A 19,195-nucleotide genomic window follows, 5' to 3' on the forward strand; every position below is an offset into this window, starting at 1 on the left:
ACGTAGATGGATGGCGTGCGTACGCGTTAATGTGCTAATGTGCTAGATTGTTAGAATGCTAGATTGTTAGTGTGCTAGCATGCTGATGGGTATGGTTGAGTGACCTGACGTAGTTGTAACGCGGGCCAGATAGAAGCCTGAGGATAGACCATCGGTAGAGATAGTGAGACTGTTTGACGGTTCGTGCTGCAACGAGAGAACAAGCTCACCGGCAACATTGTAGATGTCGGTGCGAAGGATCTGCTCGTTGTTGCGTGTTGAGAACGTGATGTGCGACGAAGCGGGTTGTGGGTAGGCATTGACGCTTACACGGGCATTGTTGTCCGATTCACTGACGCTTGATGTGGCATCGTAGATAAAGAGTCCGGAGTCTCGCGTTGCAACCAAGAGTCTGCTGCCAACGCGGCCAACTGTCGAATTCAAACCAGAACGGATACGAACGGGCTCGGTGTTGGGATCACGTGATGTTAAAACGTCTCCGTGAAGAGTGATCCATGTGACCGTTGAGCCGGAACACACGGCATGCGTCATTAGTGCGTCGTCCTGCGCCTGCGACCCAAACACGGGAGGCTGACCACGACCTCTCTGCACATGGATTGCAACGGACTCTTGATAGAAGCCTCCGCTGGATCCTGATACCGTTAGCACAACACCATCTTGGTCCGAAGCAACAGATCTCAGACTTGAGTTGTCTGGCAACAGAGGGATGTCTACTCGAGACCATCTAGACCGAAAGGCATACAATCCATCGAATGTGTCAGCCGAATTCTGCTCACTACCGACCCAAACGTAGGGTTCATCGTCGACTTCGAAAATGTAGCTTATCCGACTGCTCTTTCTCGAATCGCCGGCCATACTATCCGGCAATCCTTCGATGCTGAATGGTTTCCATGACGAGGTGCTTGGGGTATACTCCACCAGCCCTGCTTCTCGTGTTGCTGCGATCACAGTTCCATCTCCTCTTCGAACGGCACATCTGAAAGACGTATCATATTCTACTTGAACGATCGTGTCGATCATGGTTCTACGTATGTCGATCAGTCGATATTGAGTGGTCTTAAGCCACCCGTCGCTATAGGCATTGAATGCCGTCGATCCGCCTTGAAATCCGAGGCCGATCATCGTATCGAGCTCCGCTTTTCCATCGATGCCGATCGTGTACCAACCATGCCCGGACACACCTACGCTCGTCCACGTCGGCGTCTGTCGGATCTCTGAGGCCAATGCTAGTCGCAGCCCCGGAGCTACCTCGCCAATGTCCGCCCCTTTCGCATCAACAATGCTGTTTCGTCCACAACCAAGCACAATGAATCGAGATGCGCCTGATGTGAACAAATCCGTGCCGAATCGCATGTTGACATATGTCCTAGGGCGATGCTCCAGCATGATCGTATCAACAACAACACCATCAACTGCCAGTCGAACCTCGGGTGGTTGTTCATCAGTTTCATCATCGAGGAACACTGCAACCGTATCGCCAGCCCAAAGCCGGATCGTTGTGCGGTTCGCAGTGCCGATCAGTCCCTTTTGCGTCCAAGGTACCTGCCGCAGATCCACGTAGAACACAGACCCACCAGAAAGTCCCACGGAGTAGATCACATCTCCACCAACAACCATCTGCGCTGGCTCACCTGATTGCGTCACGCTTACCCACTTCCCTGAGTCCTGCTGGATAAAGATCCCTGATTGAACGTTCGCACCCGCGTAACGAAAGCCCGCCACCAGATTCCCAGCCGTTGTGGACTGAATAGCTGACACTCCCGGATAATCCTTGTTCGTTGAATCTCGTGTGTTCACTTCAGTCCAGGTATCTCCGTGATCCGTAGAACGGAACATACCTCGACGTCCGAGAATCGGGCTGGTGCTTCGACCTCCCGTACCGATCACAACCGAACCATCGCGATCTACAAACAGTGCCGTAATGTCTGTCCCTGCTGTCGACGGTCGAATGGACTCCCATTCTGATGTCTCAACATCGAATCGATACAGCCCATTGGCATCATATACAGAAACATAGACGTACCGACCAATCGGATCGAGCTCCACATCCAGAATACTCCAGCTCGTGGCCACAAAGTCCATGTCGACCGGTATGTTCGAACACTCGCGTATCGAATCTGCGGTCGGCCCATAACAAATGCCTGTTGCCGTAGCAACACACGCCAACTTCTCATTGGACTTAAACAGATTAAACGACGACGGCAGATCCACAACCGTCTGCCCCACACACACGCCGGTCATCAACATGACCATGATCACATACTTCACTAATGCCCTCCTCTACCACTCTAACAATCTACCACTCTAACAATCTAACTGCTTCTCACTCCATTCGCCACCGTAGCCCTAGACGCCCTCATTGCCGGATAGATAGCAGCAGTGCTGGAAAGGACCAGACCAACAACGGCAACGATCAATACATCAGAAGTCTTGATGAGAAGGGGCAGGGCAGGAACGAGATATCCTTGCGACATATCGAATTTGATCCAGTGAAAGGTCTGCTGACCATAACACACACCAAGACCAAGGGCAACACCAAGTCCAACACTGAGGAGTCCGATCATGAGGCCTTGGTAGAGGTAGATGTTGCGGACCTGTGTATCGGTGAGACCAATGGTCTTGAGAATGGCGATGTCTCTACGCTTCTCAACAACACCAAGAGTGAGCGAGACAAGGATGTTGAAGGCGGCTACGAGAATGATGAGCGTGAGTACAATGAACGAACCTATGCGCTCCAATCGCATGGTATCGTAGATGCCGCGGTTCATGTCCTCCCAGGTCTCAATGCGGACCCCGCTCGCAGCTGTGGCACGCAGCTCTGTGGCAACACGCGCTGCATCTTCCGGGTCGCTGAGCCTGATGTCCCACGCCGTTGGCTCCTCGGTGCGGAGGAGCCCCTTCATCACCACGTCCGAGACATACAGATAGGAGGCATCGATCTCGCGAGAGGAGTTGGATTGGAAGATGCCGCTCACAACCACACGCCTGCCGGACGGGATCATCATGGTGGTAATGGCCGACTCTATCTGCGTTGGAGAGACAAGGGTGATGGTGTCTCCGATGTAGAGGTTGAGCGACTCGGCAAGTCCGGCAGCAACAACCACACCTTCTGCATCAACAAGCTGAAGGAGGTCTCCCGTCCCAACAACCGTAGCTCCTTTGATGGGCTGCCATGCAAGAGTGTCGGCAAGGGGCATTCCAACACCGAACGCTGCCGCGGTACGCCCAGGCGTTTGTATCACGAGTTTGCTGAGCCACGTTGGGCTAGCCCCCTTCATCGTTGTGGCTGCAGCATGAACGCGGACGTGGGGTCCAAAGCCTGTCATCATGTTCACGGCAATGCCACGAAAACCGTTGAACAAGGACATCACGATGATCAGGGCGGCTGTACCGATCACAATGCCGATAACGGAGACAACACCGATGAGTCCGATGAAGGAGAATCGATGCGGACGAACGTATCTGCGTGCAATGGTCAGCGACAGATTCATTTGCGCTTGATACTTGCAAGGAGATCGGCCTGGACGCGCTTTGGCACGGCACCGGATTCTTTCCGCGCATAGGTTCCATCGGTCTGGAGAATCCGCGCCTTTACATCATCCGTGAGATAGGCCGCAAGGATGTCATGCAGACGTTTGCCTACACGTTTGTCGAAGATCGGGAACAGGAGCTCTACGCGACGGTCCATGTTCCGCGGCATCCAGTCGGCACTGGAAATGAAGAGTGCCTCTTCACCGCCGTTGCGGAAGGAGAAGATGCGGCTGTGCTCCAAGAACCTATCGAGGATGCTTCGCACGGTGATGTTGTCGCTTACGCCGGGAATTCCCGGACGTAATGTGCAGACACCGCGTACGATGAGTTCGATCTTCACGCCGGCCATCGACGCCATGTACAGCGCTTCGATGATCGTTTGGTCGATGAGGGCATTCATCTTGGCGACGATACGTCCCTGACGTCCCGCCTTTTGATGGTCGATCTCCCGATGGATGAGTGCTAAGATCTTTTCGCGAAGATTGAGAGGCGCTACACCGATGTGCTGCCACGACGCGTGTTTTGAATATCCGGTGAGAAGATTGAAGAGGTGCACGAAGTCGCGCTCAAATTCCTGACGCCCAGTGAACACACCAACATCGGTATAGAGTCTCGACGTTGTGAGGTTGTAGTTGCCGGTTGATACGTGGGCATAAGTGAGAACGTTCTTCCCTTCCTTGCGGATCACGAGACAGACCTTGCAATGCACCTTGAGTCCCATCACGCCGTAGACAACGTGGACGCCGGATTGTTCAAGTGAACGCGCCCATGCGATGTTGTTCTCTTCATCGAAACGGGCCTTGAGTTCAACAAAGGCCGTCACGTTCTTTCCATTGCTGGCAGCTCGTTTGAGAGCATCGATCACCGAAGACCGTCCACCGGCACGATACAACGTGATCTTGATCGCAAGCACGTTCGGGTCATCAGCAGCGTGCTCAATGAATCGAACAACGGAGTTGGTAAAGGAATCGAATGGATGATGGACAAACACATCACCTTCCTTCAGAACATCAAAGATGTCCGCCCCATCCGTAGTGAACTCCGACAGTTGTCGCGAATTGAAGGGGGCATCCTTGAGCTTGCGCTTGTCCAATTGCATTAGGACAAAGAAATCCTGAAGGTTCAGTGGGATGTCTACACTATAGACATCCGTTGCTTCGAGTTCAAGTGCCTTTGTGAAGAATGCAGTGAGCCGCTTTGGCATATCGGAGCCGATCTCCATGCGCACAGCATCAGTTCCCCACCTACGCTGACGGATGCCCTCAGCCACGGCGGCCATAAGATCATTGGCCTCGTCTTCGGCGATCTCAACGTCTGCATCACGGGTCACACGGAAGATGTGACTCTCTTGCAGACGCAATCCCGGGAAGAGGATGCCGGCATGGGCACGAATGACGTCTTCAAAGAGAACATAGTGGTGTCCAGAGGAACGATTGAGCTTTACAAGACGCGGCAGTGCCGATGGAAGCTGCACCACGGCTACCTTCATGTCTTCCGTGTCATCTGTGTCATCAAAGAGCACAAAGGCCACGGTGAGCGATCGATTAAGGAGCCGAGGGAACGGATGCCCGGGGTCCAATGCCAATGGTGTGAGCACCGGCATGATATTGTCCACAAAGTCGCGCTCGAACTCGATCTTCTCTTCCTTGGTGAGATCGGCGAAATGATGGATGTGAATACCTTCTCGCTCAAGAGCCGGTTCAATGTCCTTGCGCCAGATCGCGCTCTGACGTTTGTACAGCGGGAGGAGTCGAGAGCGAATCTCCTTGAGTTGCTCGATCGGCGTCATTCCGTCCGACGAGAGCTCCGTCACACCCGAGTAGATCTGCTCCTGCAGACCTGCAGCGCGGATCATGAAGAACTCATCGAGATTCGTGGAGAAGATCGCCAAGAACTTCATGCGCTCGAGAAGCGGGTGCGTCGTATCCTCTGCCTCATCAAGAACACGCCTGTTGAACTCGACCCACGAGAGCTCTCTGTTCAGGTAGAGCTCCTCGTCGTTGAGGTCGATCACAGGTGTACTCGTTGCCGCGGCAACTGGATCATTTGCCTTCAACTTCTTGGTGCGAACCGCACCGTTTTTCTTCGTAGCCATAACCACGAAGCTACCGAACGTTTTATTCACTCCCCTATTATCACAAGGCAACGGTCGCGATAGACCGCACTTGAGGCAGCGTCAACACACTCCAGAACCACTACGTAGGGTCCCGGAGACAGGCGCTGGCCCATCGCATCGGTTCCGTTCCATACAACGCCCCCTTCCCTCGAGATGAATTCGGCGTTTAGGAGGTCGGTCACGAACATCCCGTCCGGACGTCTTATACCCACTCTGGCGATGGCCTGCAGGAACGGCTGGGTCCAGGAGATCACGGTGGTAGAGTTCCTGCGTCCGGGATCAGACGAGAAGGGGCTTGGCACAGCGGACATCCTACCGTCCAACCCCGGCGCCTGCGACATGCTATTCGGCCTGCCGGGCGTGCCGCCGCTGAGGTCCCCACTCGACGTCCAGCTCAGGAGCTCGTTGCTGAGTAGTGGAGGAGCGAGTTTTTCGAGCGACACCCCCTTCGACGAGGGAAGGAGTGCATGATGCCTGTCACCAGTGTAGGACATACTGTCCACAACAAACCCACTGGGCGTTCGAAGGACAAGCATGTCCGTCGTGCTGTTGATCTGCGTTGCAGGACGAACAATGGACCAAACGCCAGCTTCCACACGACGCTGGATCGACGTGTCGGACGCAAGCACACCAAATTCTTGGGGCAGAACGAAACACGATCCAGTGGCAATACTTCGCAGTCCAGATGCATCTTCAATGATCCACCCGAGGAGATCGATGGTATCGGTGGTTCCGTTCCACACCTCAACATATTCGCATGAGCCGGATAACGGGTCGGCCAACACTTCGTTGATCAACACGGTCCCCTTGCTCGGCGGGAACGTGAGCATTACGTCCGACGTGTCGTTCACTGAACGATCGTCCTCGGCGGACGTCACAACGCGTACCAGACGTTCTTCAGGTCCGCCCTTCATTGCAAGATCAGTAAGGGGCACCTTCCATGTCCACGTCATCTCACTGTCGAGCTCTCCGGTCATGGCTCTGATCACTTCACCACCTGTCTGTATCTCGATCGAAACAGAGGGCATAGCACTTCGCCCCACGTTTCGAACATCAACGAGAATGGCATCATCCAACGCCGTGGCTTGAGAACAGTACAGATCGTGTTCGCGCGTTACGCGTGAATTCTGTTGTCCGCATGTTGCACTGTCGCGCGCCAGACTTGCCGACCATGCATCGGCATACGTTACTGTTCCATTACGATCATCGCCAGCTCGTTCAATGGACCTTCCGCGGACATGCCGACGCACATCGTAGCTCATACTGTCGATCAACACCGAATCATCATCACGCACCTCCACTCGGTCCGTGGTGTTGTTCAAGGATGGGAGTGCAACCTCTATCATCACGGCATCGCGCGGCAGCCAGCGCGACTCACGGAGCGCGCTCGCATCGCGTGTGAGGACCACCAAGCCCCTTGCCGGAATTTCCAGGAGATCGACACGAACGCACGTGCGCGTGTCGCAAATGAGATGATCACGAAGAACGAGTGATCGGGAGGTGGTATTCACACACTCAACCCACTCAGGTTCACCGGCCGATGGTGTTGGATGGACCTCGGTGATGATGAGCTGGGCGCTTGAGGTAGCAACCGAGATGATGAGCGAGAGAATGAGCCGGGTCATTCTTCCATGTGTGTTCTAATCGGTCAAGCGTGACATCAACAGCGCTGCGACCTGTTCCAATCCGCGCGCATCATCGTCAGAGAACCGATCAAGGAGGGGGCTATCCAGATCCAACACGCCAATAAGCTCACCGTTCTTGATGAGCGGCACTACGATCTCTGAGCTGCTTTCCGCATCGCAGGCGATATGTCCGGGAAACTCCGCTACATCCGGAACGATCACCGTCCGCCTCTCAGAGGCTGCCCATCCGCACACTCCTCTGCCCATTGCGATGCGAACACATGCCGGCTTGCCGTGGAATGGACCAAGGACAAGCTCTGTACCATCGAAGAGGTAAAATCCGGCCCAGTTGACATCACGCAAAGAATGAAAGAGCATGGAGGCAGTGTTGGCAAGGTTTGCCACGAGGTTTGGCTCTCCTTCCGTGATATGCTCGAGTGATTGAACGATATTCGCATATCGCTCATTGGTTGTTTCGTCAGTATCGTCGGGCAGTTCAAACATGTATGAAACTACACATAACCATCCTCATCATTCTGCTTTCTGTTGCCTCACCGGGTCTGACGGCGCAATACACTGAGCAAACGTATCCGTTCGTGCCGCCCGAGATGCGCAGGATCATAGCGATGGACATGACGTCGGAACTCGAACCAACGGTTGTGGGCGTAGGCGATGGCGTCGTAACGTCCATCCCCGGTTCGGCCTTTACTGACGTAACCTCTACCTATCGAACCAAGATCTTCAATGGTGTAGCCCTTGTGTCGAACACCACCGGCATTGTCTCAACAACAGACAACATCCTTGTTGCGATCGACATCCCATCGCGCTCAGAAGCAAACATCACAGGTTTCCCAGCGAGCGGCACGAACATCGTGCGTTGCGGATCATTCGCCTTTGCCCTGCGCGACGGATATGTCATACGACTGTCGATCACTGGCAACAGCGTCCAGATCGACACCGTAAAAGGCATTGCGAATACAGTGACCATGTTGTCGGCGGCAGACTTCGCACATGCAGTTGCCTACGACTCAACAACACGGACTCTCCAGCTCATTGATGCCTCCTCGAACGCTGTTGTGCTTTCTCGTCAGCTCGATCGCGAGGCAACCTTCCTTCAGGCACTCTCGGATTCGGTGTCACTCGTGTTCGTAATCGATACGATCACGGATCAAGGCGCTGAACAGGTTGTCCGGCCGTTACGTGCCATCTGGCATCATTCCTACAAAGAGCGCGACATCTATGGTCACGATCCACAGCTCTACTCCAGCCTCCTTGCGCGGTTTAGCGCATCACTGCATGGCGGCGGCGCAGTAGTTGTTGCACCCGGCTCGAACAACAAGAGCAAGACAAGCATCTATTACGCAACGGGCGGTCGGATCGATTCCACTCAACGGACGACCATCGGCAACAACCTGACCAATGAGATCCACGCCGGTGTTGCATGGTGGTATCGCAAGGATCTTCAACCCCAATGGCACATGAGCGGGACGCGATTCACCTATGCGCGGTTGGATGCCGACGGAACTATCTCTCAGGATCGGGCGCACTTTGTTCCGCGGCGCTGCCTGGCACAGTATCAGCGCACACTCACGTTGACCGGCAGCGATCTGTTGGTCATCACGACAATGATCGAAGAGACAGACGACAAACGCACTTTACGACCACATCTGTTTGCCTCGGTTGATGGTGGTTTTTCTTGGTCGATGAGACCTATTCCGAAGCTCTTCGACACCTATGCTGTTGCTGTTGGTGGTGAGATCATTGCCTCCGCGGCCGACTCCATTCTTCGCTCTTCGATCTACTCGTCAACGAATAGCGTCATTCACCGCATCGATACGTCTGCTTCGGCCATCGCCTTCAACGGCGACACCATCGTGGTCTGTTCCAAATTCATCCACATAAGCGTTGACGGTGGAACAACGTGGAAGGCTTGGTCATTGGAGGAGTATCAGAGCGGGCATCCGTCTCGTGTGTTCGATCGAACCATCGTCCTCACCACACCGTTCCGATCATGCGTTTCCCATGATCTTGGACGCTCATGGCGAGACTTCTCGTTTGCTACTCGTGAGAAGATCACATCAGCTATGGTGCTGTTGGACTCTACCGTCTATGGTGCGTGGTCACTCCCGCCCAGTGGCGTTGTCTCCCGAGACGATGGGAAGAGTTATGGGATGCCCCTTGCCGGCGATCTCATCAACTTTCGAAACGACAACGCATTCTTCGGCACGTCAACCGGCATGCGAGGATTTGAAGCTGGTCGGGGCTCTATTGGACCCACCGTCTTTACCCTCGACCCGTATGCCTATCGCGGCTCGGTGAATTTCAACCGCCCGTTCACTGAATCACTACCACCGGTCTACAACAACGTCGACAACGCCTATTTCATGATGCGCGATCGGATCAAGCGCATCACACAAGTCACACCGAGCAGCGTCCAGGATGAGCATCACTCTTTCGCCCCCTATCCTAACCCTGCATCCACGTTCATTACGATACCGGATGGAGAAGCAACGTTCAGTACGCTCATGGGTACCGTGATCTTCGTCGTTGATGCCAATGCGTCTCGTTCCATTGATGTGTCTACCTGGCTGTCGGGCACGTACCTTCTTGAAACGAAGAACGGGTACAGCCGCAAGGCCGTACCCGTTGTGATCGTTCATTGAACTGCGTTCTATCTCTGCACAACAAATCGCTGCACATAGACCGTTCTGTCAGTTGTAATGCGAACCAGATAGGTTCCTGATGCGAAGAGCTGCGTGTTGACCATAACGGCGGCACTCAGCACATCAGAAGTATGGACCACTCGGCCTTGTGCATCCACGACATCGAGGCGTCGGGCCTCTTCGGAGCCATTCCAGACGATCGAGCAATTGTCGGTGGCTGGATTTGGATGAACACTGATGTTTGCGGAAGTGTTGTCTTCACTGGCTACATCAAGCGTTGTGTAGAGAATGACCGTTGTTGTCGTTACATCGCTGCACCCACCAGGCCATGTACGTGCGAGTGTGATAACTCCGATGCTGTCTGCTCCGGTCCACGTGACCGCGAGTTCATTCGTTACATCGGAGCTACTGATCGTTCCTCCGGCCACTGTCCACTTATAGGTAACGTCAGATGTTGCACGGGCCCGATACGAGGCCGTATCACCGCGCTGCACATCTCTGCGTCCGCTCACCACGGCCGGTGCCTGCATCAACTTCGACGTAACGTCATCCCACGTGATCTCCGTAGTACTCACTGCGTTCGCAGTCCTACCGGTGACGTCTGTTGTCTGCAAGCCCCTTCCCTCATCCAACAACCAACTACCAAGCAGATTGGAACGGGGCTCTGAGATCCGCTCATACATACCGGAGCGGATCTGACGTTCACTACGCATCACGTTCCAGATGCGCAGATCACGCATCCACCCCTTATGATAGTTTCGGGAGAACGGATTGCCACCGATCGTCAATTGCTTGAGAGTTCCCGGCGCATCGGAGAAACTTGATTTCTTCGCGAGGTTGCCATTCAGGTAGATAGCCATGGTGTCATAGCCATTACTCACGAGTGCTACGTGTGTCCACGAGCTAAGGCTCCCTTCATAGGAAGCCGAAACACGTCCGGCTTCGCGCCAATTCCCGTAGTCCCAATAGTACGTCTTGTCATCCCACGGCGCATGGGCCTGGAACCGTTTCGTTTCATCATCCTTCTCACCCGCCATAAATGCTACACTGCGCATCAGCTGGTCAGCATTCACCAAGCTCCAGTATTCAACCGTCACAGCCTTGCCGGCGTAAAGGAAGTCTGCACTTGTAAATCGCTCTCCCTTTCCGCTGAACTGCACGGCCTTTGTTTCACATGGAGGCAATGTGGTGATGGGGACCTCGGCCCACGCACTCTGTGAATAGGTTGAATGAGCTCTCACTCTGACAGTCATTGTCGAATCGGCTGGCAACTCCCCAACAACATGGGCGGTATGGGTAGGAGAAGACGATGTCACGTTATTGGCCGAGGCTACTATACTGGAGCCACGCGGATCAGTCACTTCTAGGTCATACCAAACATTTCCTCGCGTTGTAGTTATCTCCGACCACGATATCTCGTATCGATGGTCTCTTGGACGTGGGACACTGCCAACACCCGACAAGAACGTAGGTGTTGTGAGTGGTGCAACATCTTCGCAATTCACTGTAGCACCACTCGCGGTCCATTCAGTGGATGGCGTAAGCGTGAGCTGTCGGTTTCTGACAGCATCCTTGGCCGTTGTTCCCGACCCTTCGTCGAAGCGCCAACAACCCGCGATCTTTGAGTTTTCACTCGGCTGTGGGAGGCGTCTGAACATAGACGATCTGATCTCATCTGCAGTTCGCGCAACGCTCCAGATCCTGAATTCGTCCACAAGCCCCTTAAAGAAGAGGTTGGTCCGCATCGCACCGATCGTGAGCTCTGTGAGTCCGATAGGTTGGCCTGCTTCATTTGCAGATGCCGCGAGTTGACCATTGAAGTAGATGGCCTTGAAGGATGTACCATCGCTGACCATGGCCACGTGAACCCATTGATCGAAATACGGACCGAATGTGGTTGAGATACGCCCCTTATCACTCACCGAGCCATAGTCCCAATACACCACTCCATCTTCCCACGGGGCGTGGGCTTGGAATCTGTTGGCGCCATTATCACCGGCACCAACCATGAACGTAGAACTGGTTTTCCGCTCAGAACTTTTTACAAACGTCCAATACTCAACTGTAACGGGTCCACCATTCCAAGTGAAAGATGCATCGGTTGCTTTCGAATCAGTTCCATTGAAGGAGAGTGCCGTACCGGCACATGTACGGGTGGTGACAAAGGTTGCTTTTGTGGACCAAGGTCCGGTATACGTCTGATTCAGGGCACGCACGCGCCAACGGTACGTTGTGTTATACTCGAGCGGTAGAACGATCGCACCCGGGTCACGCACGATATGAACGTAGAGCAGGTTTTGATACGATGCGTCTTCAGCGATCTGGATCTCATACTGATCACCACCCTTCACAGTGCTCCACACGAGGTCGGTTGGCACCGGCACTCCAGAGAGTCCATCCGTTGGCGAGATCAAAACCGGAGCGGAGAGCTTTGTGCCCGCCGGGAAGATCGTTGGACGCGTCGTTAGGTACGGAGAATACACGCTTAGTTTTGCACCGTTCACGGTACGAAGTGCATAGATGTAGGTAGTGTCATTCACCAGACCATCATCGACAAACGATGTAACACTAGGTCTGAATGTTCGGATGCGTCGCAGGTCTTCTACAGAACTACCACGCCAGAGCTCGATCCGGTCTGCCGCATTGTTGTCACGGTTCATCCACTGCAACAGAACCCTACCCGGACCCTCTTCATACCTAATATCGGAAGGGGGCGAAATGCCAACGGATGTGAACTCGCGACCAAATCTGTCATTAGCATCATTCTCATCACCGGCTGCGTCCACTGTAAATGTTACTACATGGACACCACTAGCGAGTATCGGCGTTTGTAACAACGTGAGGGTGTCTTGTGCGCCAGCACGCACGCGCGGAACAACGAAGGTTGTGTCTACCGATGGCACAGCAGAACGAACCCAGCGGATCGCAACCGTGCACTTCACATCAACGGCATCGGTTGAACCATTGTTGCGGACAACAACGCGCGGCGCAACTGGAGTAGCACTCGAGGAATTCGTTACAGGAGCAGCAATATCATAGGCTTGTACATCCAGCGGGACCGAGATCGCGAACACCGCATTCGAGAGATCCACGGTGCTGGCATTCTTGAGGCTGCTGGCCCGTATCAAACACTGCGTTGAAGGAACGAATGGGACGACCCAGTCGAGCTCGGTCAGTGTTCCATCAACACTGTACTGAAGTGTCTTCCACGTGGACCCATTGTCAACAGAATATTCAAACAACACACGAGCAACATTCGTTGCCTTGTACAAGACCTTGGCCGTGGTTCCACCGATCAACGTTTCCCCGCCATTGGGTGACGTGATCGTGATCGAACCATTCTCAGCAGCAGCAACACGGAAGGGTCTCGTCATGATATCATTGGTTGCATGCTGGTCACTGACCGCCTGGATGTTAGCCACCGCCAGATAGTCACCCGCCGTATCAATGGCCATCGTTGGGAACGTCACAACTACTGATGCGTTAGGATCGATTCGAGCAACATTCGTCGTGACCGATTTCTTCACAACATTATCGAGTCCGGTCACGGCGAACGTTACAGGAACATTCACAAGCGATTTCAATCCGAGATTCCGAACGTCGATACTCGGAGCGAACCCTTGCCGCGTAACGATCGTTGCACCATTGGCCGGCACACGGATATTGATCACGGCTACATCAGTATCACGTGCACTCGGTAAGGGGGCTGCGCAGTTCGTGCCCTCCAATACCCGATTGAACAGCGACGCAACGCGTGGATGGAACTGAAGTTCTGTTCCCTTCCATTGAAGGTGACAGTAGCTCATGATCGTTCCGCGTTGCACGCGCGTATTCTCATAGCAACCACCTTCCGCATTCCAACAGGAATCAAGTGGTGGGTTCCAACCGCAATTGTGCGTGTGAGAGGATCCGATGTTATGTCCAAGCTCGTGCGAGGTAACGTCTACGTCCCACACATATCCCGTTGCCGGGAAGTTCACTTTACCGTCAACGCCGCTCACGTTGTATCCATATCCGCCGCACAAGACGCCAACCCATGCCAAGCCCCCTCCGCCTTCGCCGGAGAGAAGACACGTTACCGAACGGCGAACGTGTTTCATGTTGGCTTCCCAGTGATCTCGGATCTTCCCCAGCTTGTTTCCGATCTCACCTGGATATGGGTCGGTTACAGTCCACACGCGCAGGTACGGCACACGCAGGATGACGTTGGCATCTCGCTGATAGACCACTGCTGCAGCGCCGGCGATAGCGATGGCCGATGATGCAGTTGTTGTGAGATCGTTGCCAAGGTTCTTGTAGAACGAATTCGTACAGTCGAGAGCGAACTGCAATGCATATGGCGTTGCCTTTTGTTCACGGTCTCCCGAGATTTTCCGCTGGGCATCCATGGCATTGACGATGCGGAACACCGAGTCCACCTTTCGCTGATAATCAGGCAGGGTCTCTGCATGACAGTCTCGAGGTGAGCCTTCTCCCGGAAGCGACTCATAGTAGACATGAGTGGCCATCGTGCCGGGGATGATCGTATCAGGAGCAATAAGGAAACGCCTCTTGCCCTCAGGTTCGAGGAATTCCACCATGGCAATGATGTGGGTTTGGAAGGCTGCAAGGAAGACAGTGGAGCCTGGACGGCCCTCAACACGTCCTCTGACAAGAGCATGGTGTGGCAGTGGGACGATCTCTTCGCCTGCACGTCCCCGGTCGATGAAGACGGCATCGTCCGTAAAGAGATCGAATCGTTCTGCGATCAGCGTCACGTTCCCCTCTGCCGTAGGCACAGTGATCCGGTGCTCGCCTTTCTGGAGAAGAAGATCCACCAGACCGGCAGGAGGGCGGACGACCATTGCCGTCTTCGGCACAACGGCGGATGTCCGCAGGCCATCTGCCTGGCCTACCGAGAACGCGATCTGAGCCGACGTGGACGTAAAAGCAAGGAATCCGACCAAACACAGCAGAACGAAGTATCGTCCGAGCATGACATCTCCAAAGGATAACAGAACGGGAATATAGTCTTGTGCTTTCAACTCACAGAGTGATATTTGACGATGAAGTCCTTGTTCGACAACCCATCCGACCCTGATCAACGTGCCACCGAACTGCGCGAGACGATCCGCCGGCACGATAAACTCTACTACATCGACGCACAGCCGGAGATCAGTGACCGCGAGTACGACGATCTGCTTGCAGAACTGCAAACGATCGAGCGCGACCATCCGGAACTCCTCACGCCAGACTCCCCCACACAACGGGTTGGCGTTGCACCCATCGGTGAGTTTCGGACCGTTACCCACGCCGTTCCAATGCTGTCGCTGGCCAACACCTACTCCGCAGAAGAAGTGCAAGATTTCGACCGTCGCGTCCGAGAAGGACTTGGCATCGACGACCCCGTCTACGTCTGCGAGCTCAAGTACGACGGCGTTGCTATGTCTCTGACCTATACGGACGGCGTTCTGACCCTCGCAGCTACGCGCGGTGACGGCCAGAGCGGGGACGACGTAACCGCCAACGTGCGAACCATCCGCTCAGTTCCCTTGCGCCTTGCGTCAACAGAGATCGTGAATGCCACCGTGCGCGGTGAGGTCTATATGCTCACTGAGACCTTCATGGAGATCAATCGGAAGGCAGAACAAGCCGGTGAAAAGACCTATGCGAATCCGAGGAATCTGACAGCCGGGACACTCAAACAGAAGGACTCAAAGGCCGTTGCAAAACGTCAGCTCGAGTTCACCGCGTATTGGCTGGACACACCGGATACGCCCCTTACCTCCCACTCTGCCAACATTGCATTACTGCAGCAAATGGGCTTCTCAACGGGCGGAGCGATCCATACGTGCCGGTCCATCGATGACGTGATGAAGTTCATCAACGAGTGGGATGAACGTCGGTTCGAGCTTCCGTTCCAGATCGACGGTATTGTGATCAAGGTGGATTCTCTGCGGCATCAGGACGAGCTCGGGGCTGTGGCGAGATCTCCTCGTTGGGCCATCGCCTACAAATACGAAGCAAAGAAGGCGCAGACCACCCTCAACGACATCACACTGCAGGTGGGCCGCACCGGTGTTGTGACCCCCGTTGCAGAACTTGAACCTACGCTCCTAGCCGGATCAACGATATCGCGCGCCACACTCCATAACGAGGACTTCGTTCACGAACTCGATCTGCGCATCGGCGATACCGTTGTTATCGAAAAAGGGGGCGATGTGATCCCCAAGGTCAGCGCTGTTGTTGCAGCAATGCGACCACACGATTCGCATCCGTGGAACATGCCACATCATTGCCCATGTCCGCGCCGTTCACATCTGCACCGTCCTGAGGGTGAAGTGAACTGGTACTGTGATGACGTGGTTTGTCCGTGGCAGATCCGTCGAAGGCTACAGCACTTTGCGTCACGTGATGCGATGGATATCGAAGGACTGGGTGAAAAGGCCATCGATCAGTTTGTTGATGCCGGACTTTTGACAAGCATCGCCGACATCTACAGACTTCCGGAACGTCGCAACGAGATCCTTGCACTCGACAGATGGGCACCGAAGAGTTACGAAAAGCTTGTAGCAGGCATAATCAAGAGCACTGAACAGCCCTATGCGAGAGTACTCTTCGCCCTAGGTATTAGGTTCGTTGGTGAAGGTGTTGCGAAGATCCTAGCCCGGGCATTTCCATCGATCGACGAGCTTCGTTCCGCAACGTTGGAGCAGCTCACAAGCGTTCATGAGATCGGCGAATCGATCGCCAACTCAGTGCTCGAGTTCTTTGACGATACTGATAACACTGAGCTTATAGAGCTACTGAAGAGAGCCGGACTCCGCTTCGTTTCTGAAAACACGGCTCCCACGTCGCAAGCGTTTGCCGGTAAGACCTTCGTGCTTACAGGTGAGCTCACAACTATGACGCGCAAAGAGGCAGAAGAAAACATCGAAGCCCGAGGCGGTAAGGCATCGGGCTCCGTGAGTAAGAAGACGTCCTATTTGGTGGCCGGTGCAAATGCCGGCAGCAAACTCGCCAAGGCGAATGAACTCGGCGTACCTGTTCTCAGTGAAGAGGAGTTTAGAAGTTTGCTATCGACCAGTTGATGGCGATCACAAGTTGGTTGCGGATCTGTGTTGCTGGACCAGTTGTTCCATCATCGCGAAGAACCGGTACGCGGTCGTTGTAGAACACGTCTGTCAACCACGTTACGTTCAGCCAGCTATTCACCTTCATCAAGAAGGCGTTCTCAAACGTGAGCACCCAAAGGTCCGGCGTCTCATACGGCATGAAGGCATTGAACCGGCCCTTCCATTTTACGTTCTCAACAAAATCCCAATCGAGGGCAACATTGAGGACGGCACCGATGTCGGTTCGTGAGCGTACACCGGGAGCTAGACCATAGACACCATTGTTGGACGTGATGCCGGACTGTACGATATCGTCGTCACCGACGAACGTGGATCGTGTTGACAACGGGGCTACCAGAACCTGCAATTCAGGTACCGGGAGATATTCCATACCGAGAGCGCCGGACAGGTACCCCGGGGCCATGATGTTGGAGATCTTTAAGAACTCGCCTGTTGTTGAATCGATCACGTCATAGTTACTACCGATGTAAAACTGAGTTCGGAACTCAGCGAAACCTGTATACCGGAAATGATCGGACTGTCGGAGTGAAGCTCGTGAGGAGAAGTAGATCCGGTCATCGGCCTTACGGAATGCCTGTGATCCTTGCTTCAAGATCGAGTAGCCCAGTTCGAGATCGTTATCCCATGCAAACGTGGGATTGGCATAATCAAGAGATCCAAGGAAGAGCAATCGGATCGAGACGGCATCCTGACCGCCCCCTGTCCAGTTGTTCAACTGCACCGTGCTGAATCCAAGTCCCCAATCTGTCTTCCACTTCCACGGGATGGAGTCGGCTTTCAATGCTGCCGTCTTCTGGAGTGCCTCAGCCGAGGCCTTCGCATCTACCTGCGAATGAACAGGCTGCAGAATACCTGCGAAGACTATGAAAACGAGAATCGAACGTATCAACATAGGCACCTCACATTGAGGGGTGAAAGAAGTGGGGCAAAAATACACGTCACCTCGATGCAACACCCTAACTTCGCAGACATATGCAGCACGACGAACCGATCCGCCCCCTCGCAACAAAGCCCGTTCTTCCCCTTCCCGTTCGACTTCACGCCGACGTACGATCCACCGGAAAGGGTATCTGCATAGCCATGGTGGACAGTGACTTTGTGAACCATCCCGATCTGTCGATGCCGAACCAGCGGATCGTTCGGTATTACGATGCCGTTGAAGATGAGGAGCATGATCTTCCACCATCTGTGGCAAAATCTCGGCATTGGCACGGTACAATGACGGCATGTACCGCAGCAGGAAACGGCTACCTCTCGCGCGGAGAATTCACGTCGCTCGCCCCAAATGCAACCGTTGTTCTTATCCGGACTATGAACGATTCGGGTCGTGTTACCACACCAACCATCGTCCGAGCGCTACACTACATTGAGGAGCATGCCGAAGAACTCGGCATCCGTGTTGTCAACCTTAGCGTGTATTCAGACGAGATAGACCACACACTGGATCATCCGGTCAATAAAGCCGTGGAAGAGATCTGTGCACGAGACATCGTAGTTGTTGCAGCCGCTGGGAATAATCCCTTCTCGCCGATCAGACCTCCGGCTGCCGCACCAAGTGCACTCACAGTTGGCGGACTTGACGATAAGAACACGTTAGGTCATGAGGACGAAGAACTCTATCACAGCACCTTTGGTATCACACAACTCGGTGTTCAGAAGCCGGAACTGATCGCACCGGCCATTTGGCTCCCGGCACCTATACTGCCGGGCACGACCACGCACACCCAAGCATCGGCACTCTGCGCTCTGGACATGCTCACAGATGAGATGCTCCTGGCCTGCGCACCGTCACTGATGCCCCATAGCGGTCTGCCAATGCCTCTATGGACATCTCGGGACATTCCGGCACTTCGCAATGCGATCACAGAGATGATCGACAAGGAACTCATTGCCTCGCCATTCTACAAGATGGTTGACGGCACCTCCTTTGCCGCACCAGTGATCGCCTCCATTGTGGCCCAAATGCTGGAACTTTCTCCGTCGCTCACCCCCCGCGAGGTGAAGGACATCCTTACGTCTACTGCCCGTCCGTTAGAGTCGTTTCCTACTCTCCGCCAAGGCGCCGGAGTCGTTAGCCAACGCGCAGCTTTGGCCGCCGCCAGAGAGCATGCCATGACGGTAACCCCGCTCACCGACCTCGTGTAG

10 protein-coding genes are annotated in these 19,195 nt (G+C 54.3%); 3 read left to right on the forward strand and 7 right to left on the reverse strand.

Annotated elements, in window-relative coordinates; all coding sequences use genetic code 11:
* Positions 1-66: 66 nt before the first annotated feature.
* From IPI29_06290 to IPI29_06310, 5 genes are read right to left on the reverse strand one after another with little or no spacing between them, the layout of a single operon-like run.
* Complete coding sequence (locus IPI29_06290) at positions 67-2,268, reverse strand: T9SS type A sorting domain-containing protein (GenBank protein MBK7412146.1); 2,202 nt, start codon at positions 2,266-2,268, stop codon at positions 67-69.
* Positions 2,269-2,312: 44 nt separating this feature from the next.
* On the reverse strand, positions 2,313-3,491 hold the full coding sequence (locus IPI29_06295; protein ID MBK7412147.1) for an ABC transporter permease: 1,179 nt from the start codon (positions 3,489-3,491) through the stop codon (positions 2,313-2,315).
* A complete protein-coding gene (gene ppk1, locus IPI29_06300; GenBank protein ID MBK7412148.1) occupies positions 3,488-5,626 on the reverse strand; it encodes a polyphosphate kinase 1 in 2,139 nt (712 codons plus the stop codon). Before ppk1 ends, IPI29_06295 begins: the two co-directional genes overlap by 4 nt.
* 26 nt (positions 5,627-5,652) lie before the next feature.
* Positions 5,653-7,272 (reverse strand): lamin tail domain-containing protein, encoded by a 1,620-nt coding sequence (locus tag IPI29_06305; protein ID MBK7412149.1) that lies wholly within the window; start codon positions 7,270-7,272, stop codon positions 5,653-5,655.
* Positions 7,273-7,287: 15 nt separating this feature from the next.
* Positions 7,288-7,776: a GAF domain-containing protein gene (locus IPI29_06310; GenBank protein ID MBK7412150.1), complete on the reverse strand. Its 489-nt coding sequence runs from the start codon at positions 7,774-7,776 to the stop codon at positions 7,288-7,290.
* A 2-nt stretch (positions 7,777-7,778) separates the two neighbouring features.
* Here IPI29_06310 and IPI29_06315 point away from each other — a divergent pair, with 2 nt between their 5' ends.
* A complete protein-coding gene (locus IPI29_06315) occupies positions 7,779-9,935 on the forward strand; it encodes a T9SS type A sorting domain-containing protein (protein ID MBK7412151.1) in 2,157 nt (718 codons plus the stop codon).
* 8 nt (positions 9,936-9,943) lie between these two features.
* Here IPI29_06315 and IPI29_06320 read toward each other — a convergent pair whose 3' ends face one another.
* Positions 9,944-14,911 (reverse strand): T9SS type A sorting domain-containing protein, encoded by a 4,968-nt coding sequence (locus IPI29_06320; protein ID MBK7412152.1) that lies wholly within the window; start codon positions 14,909-14,911, stop codon positions 9,944-9,946.
* A gap of 69 nt (positions 14,912-14,980) precedes the next feature.
* Between IPI29_06320 and ligA the strand changes: the two genes are divergently transcribed.
* A complete protein-coding gene (ligA, locus tag IPI29_06325) occupies positions 14,981-17,005 on the forward strand; it encodes an NAD-dependent DNA ligase LigA (GenBank protein ID MBK7412153.1) in 2,025 nt (674 codons plus the stop codon).
* Here the strand turns inward: ligA and IPI29_06330 are convergent.
* Complete coding sequence (locus IPI29_06330) at positions 16,980-17,942, reverse strand: DUF3078 domain-containing protein (protein ID MBK7412154.1); 963 nt, start codon at positions 17,940-17,942, stop codon at positions 16,980-16,982. The two genes, ligA and IPI29_06330, sit on opposite strands and share 26 nt — an antisense overlap.
* 80 nt (positions 17,943-18,022) lie before the next feature.
* On the opposite strand from IPI29_06330, the gene IPI29_06335 reads away from it, so the two are divergent.
* Positions 18,023-19,195 (forward strand): S8 family serine peptidase, encoded by a 1,173-nt coding sequence (locus tag IPI29_06335; GenBank protein ID MBK7412155.1) that lies wholly within the window; start codon positions 18,023-18,025, stop codon positions 19,193-19,195.

It is taken from the genome of Ignavibacteria bacterium (assembly GCA_016707005.1).
Lineage (GTDB): Bacteria > Bacteroidota > Ignavibacteria > Kapaibacteriales > Kapaibacteriaceae > UBA10438.

What these genes read in the sequence shown, in the direction of transcription:
- IPI29_06295 (MBK7412147.1), bottom strand. Translation starts at nt 3,491, where the DNA reads ATGAATCTGTCGCTGACCATTGCACGCAGATACGTTCGTCCGCATCGA.
- ppk1 (MBK7412148.1), bottom strand. Translation starts at nt 5,626, where the DNA reads ATGGCTACGAAGAAAAACGGTGCGGTTCGCACCAAGAAGTTGAAGGCA.
- IPI29_06305 (MBK7412149.1), bottom strand. Translation starts at nt 7,272, where the DNA reads ATGACCCGGCTCATTCTCTCGCTCATCATCTCGGTTGCTACCTCAAGC.
- IPI29_06310 (MBK7412150.1), bottom strand. Translation starts at nt 7,776, where the DNA reads ATGTTTGAACTGCCCGACGATACTGACGAAACAACCAATGAGCGATAT.
- IPI29_06315 (MBK7412151.1), top strand. Translation starts at nt 7,779, where the DNA reads ATGAAACTACACATAACCATCCTCATCATTCTGCTTTCTGTTGCCTCA.
- IPI29_06320 (MBK7412152.1), bottom strand. Translation starts at nt 14,911, where the DNA reads ATGCTCGGACGATACTTCGTTCTGCTGTGTTTGGTCGGATTCCTTGCT.
- ligA (MBK7412153.1), top strand. Translation starts at nt 14,981, where the DNA reads ATGAAGTCCTTGTTCGACAACCCATCCGACCCTGATCAACGTGCCACC.
- IPI29_06330 (MBK7412154.1), bottom strand. Translation starts at nt 17,942, where the DNA reads ATGTTGATACGTTCGATTCTCGTTTTCATAGTCTTCGCAGGTATTCTG.
- IPI29_06335 (MBK7412155.1), top strand. Translation starts at nt 18,023, where the DNA reads ATGCAGCACGACGAACCGATCCGCCCCCTCGCAACAAAGCCCGTTCTT.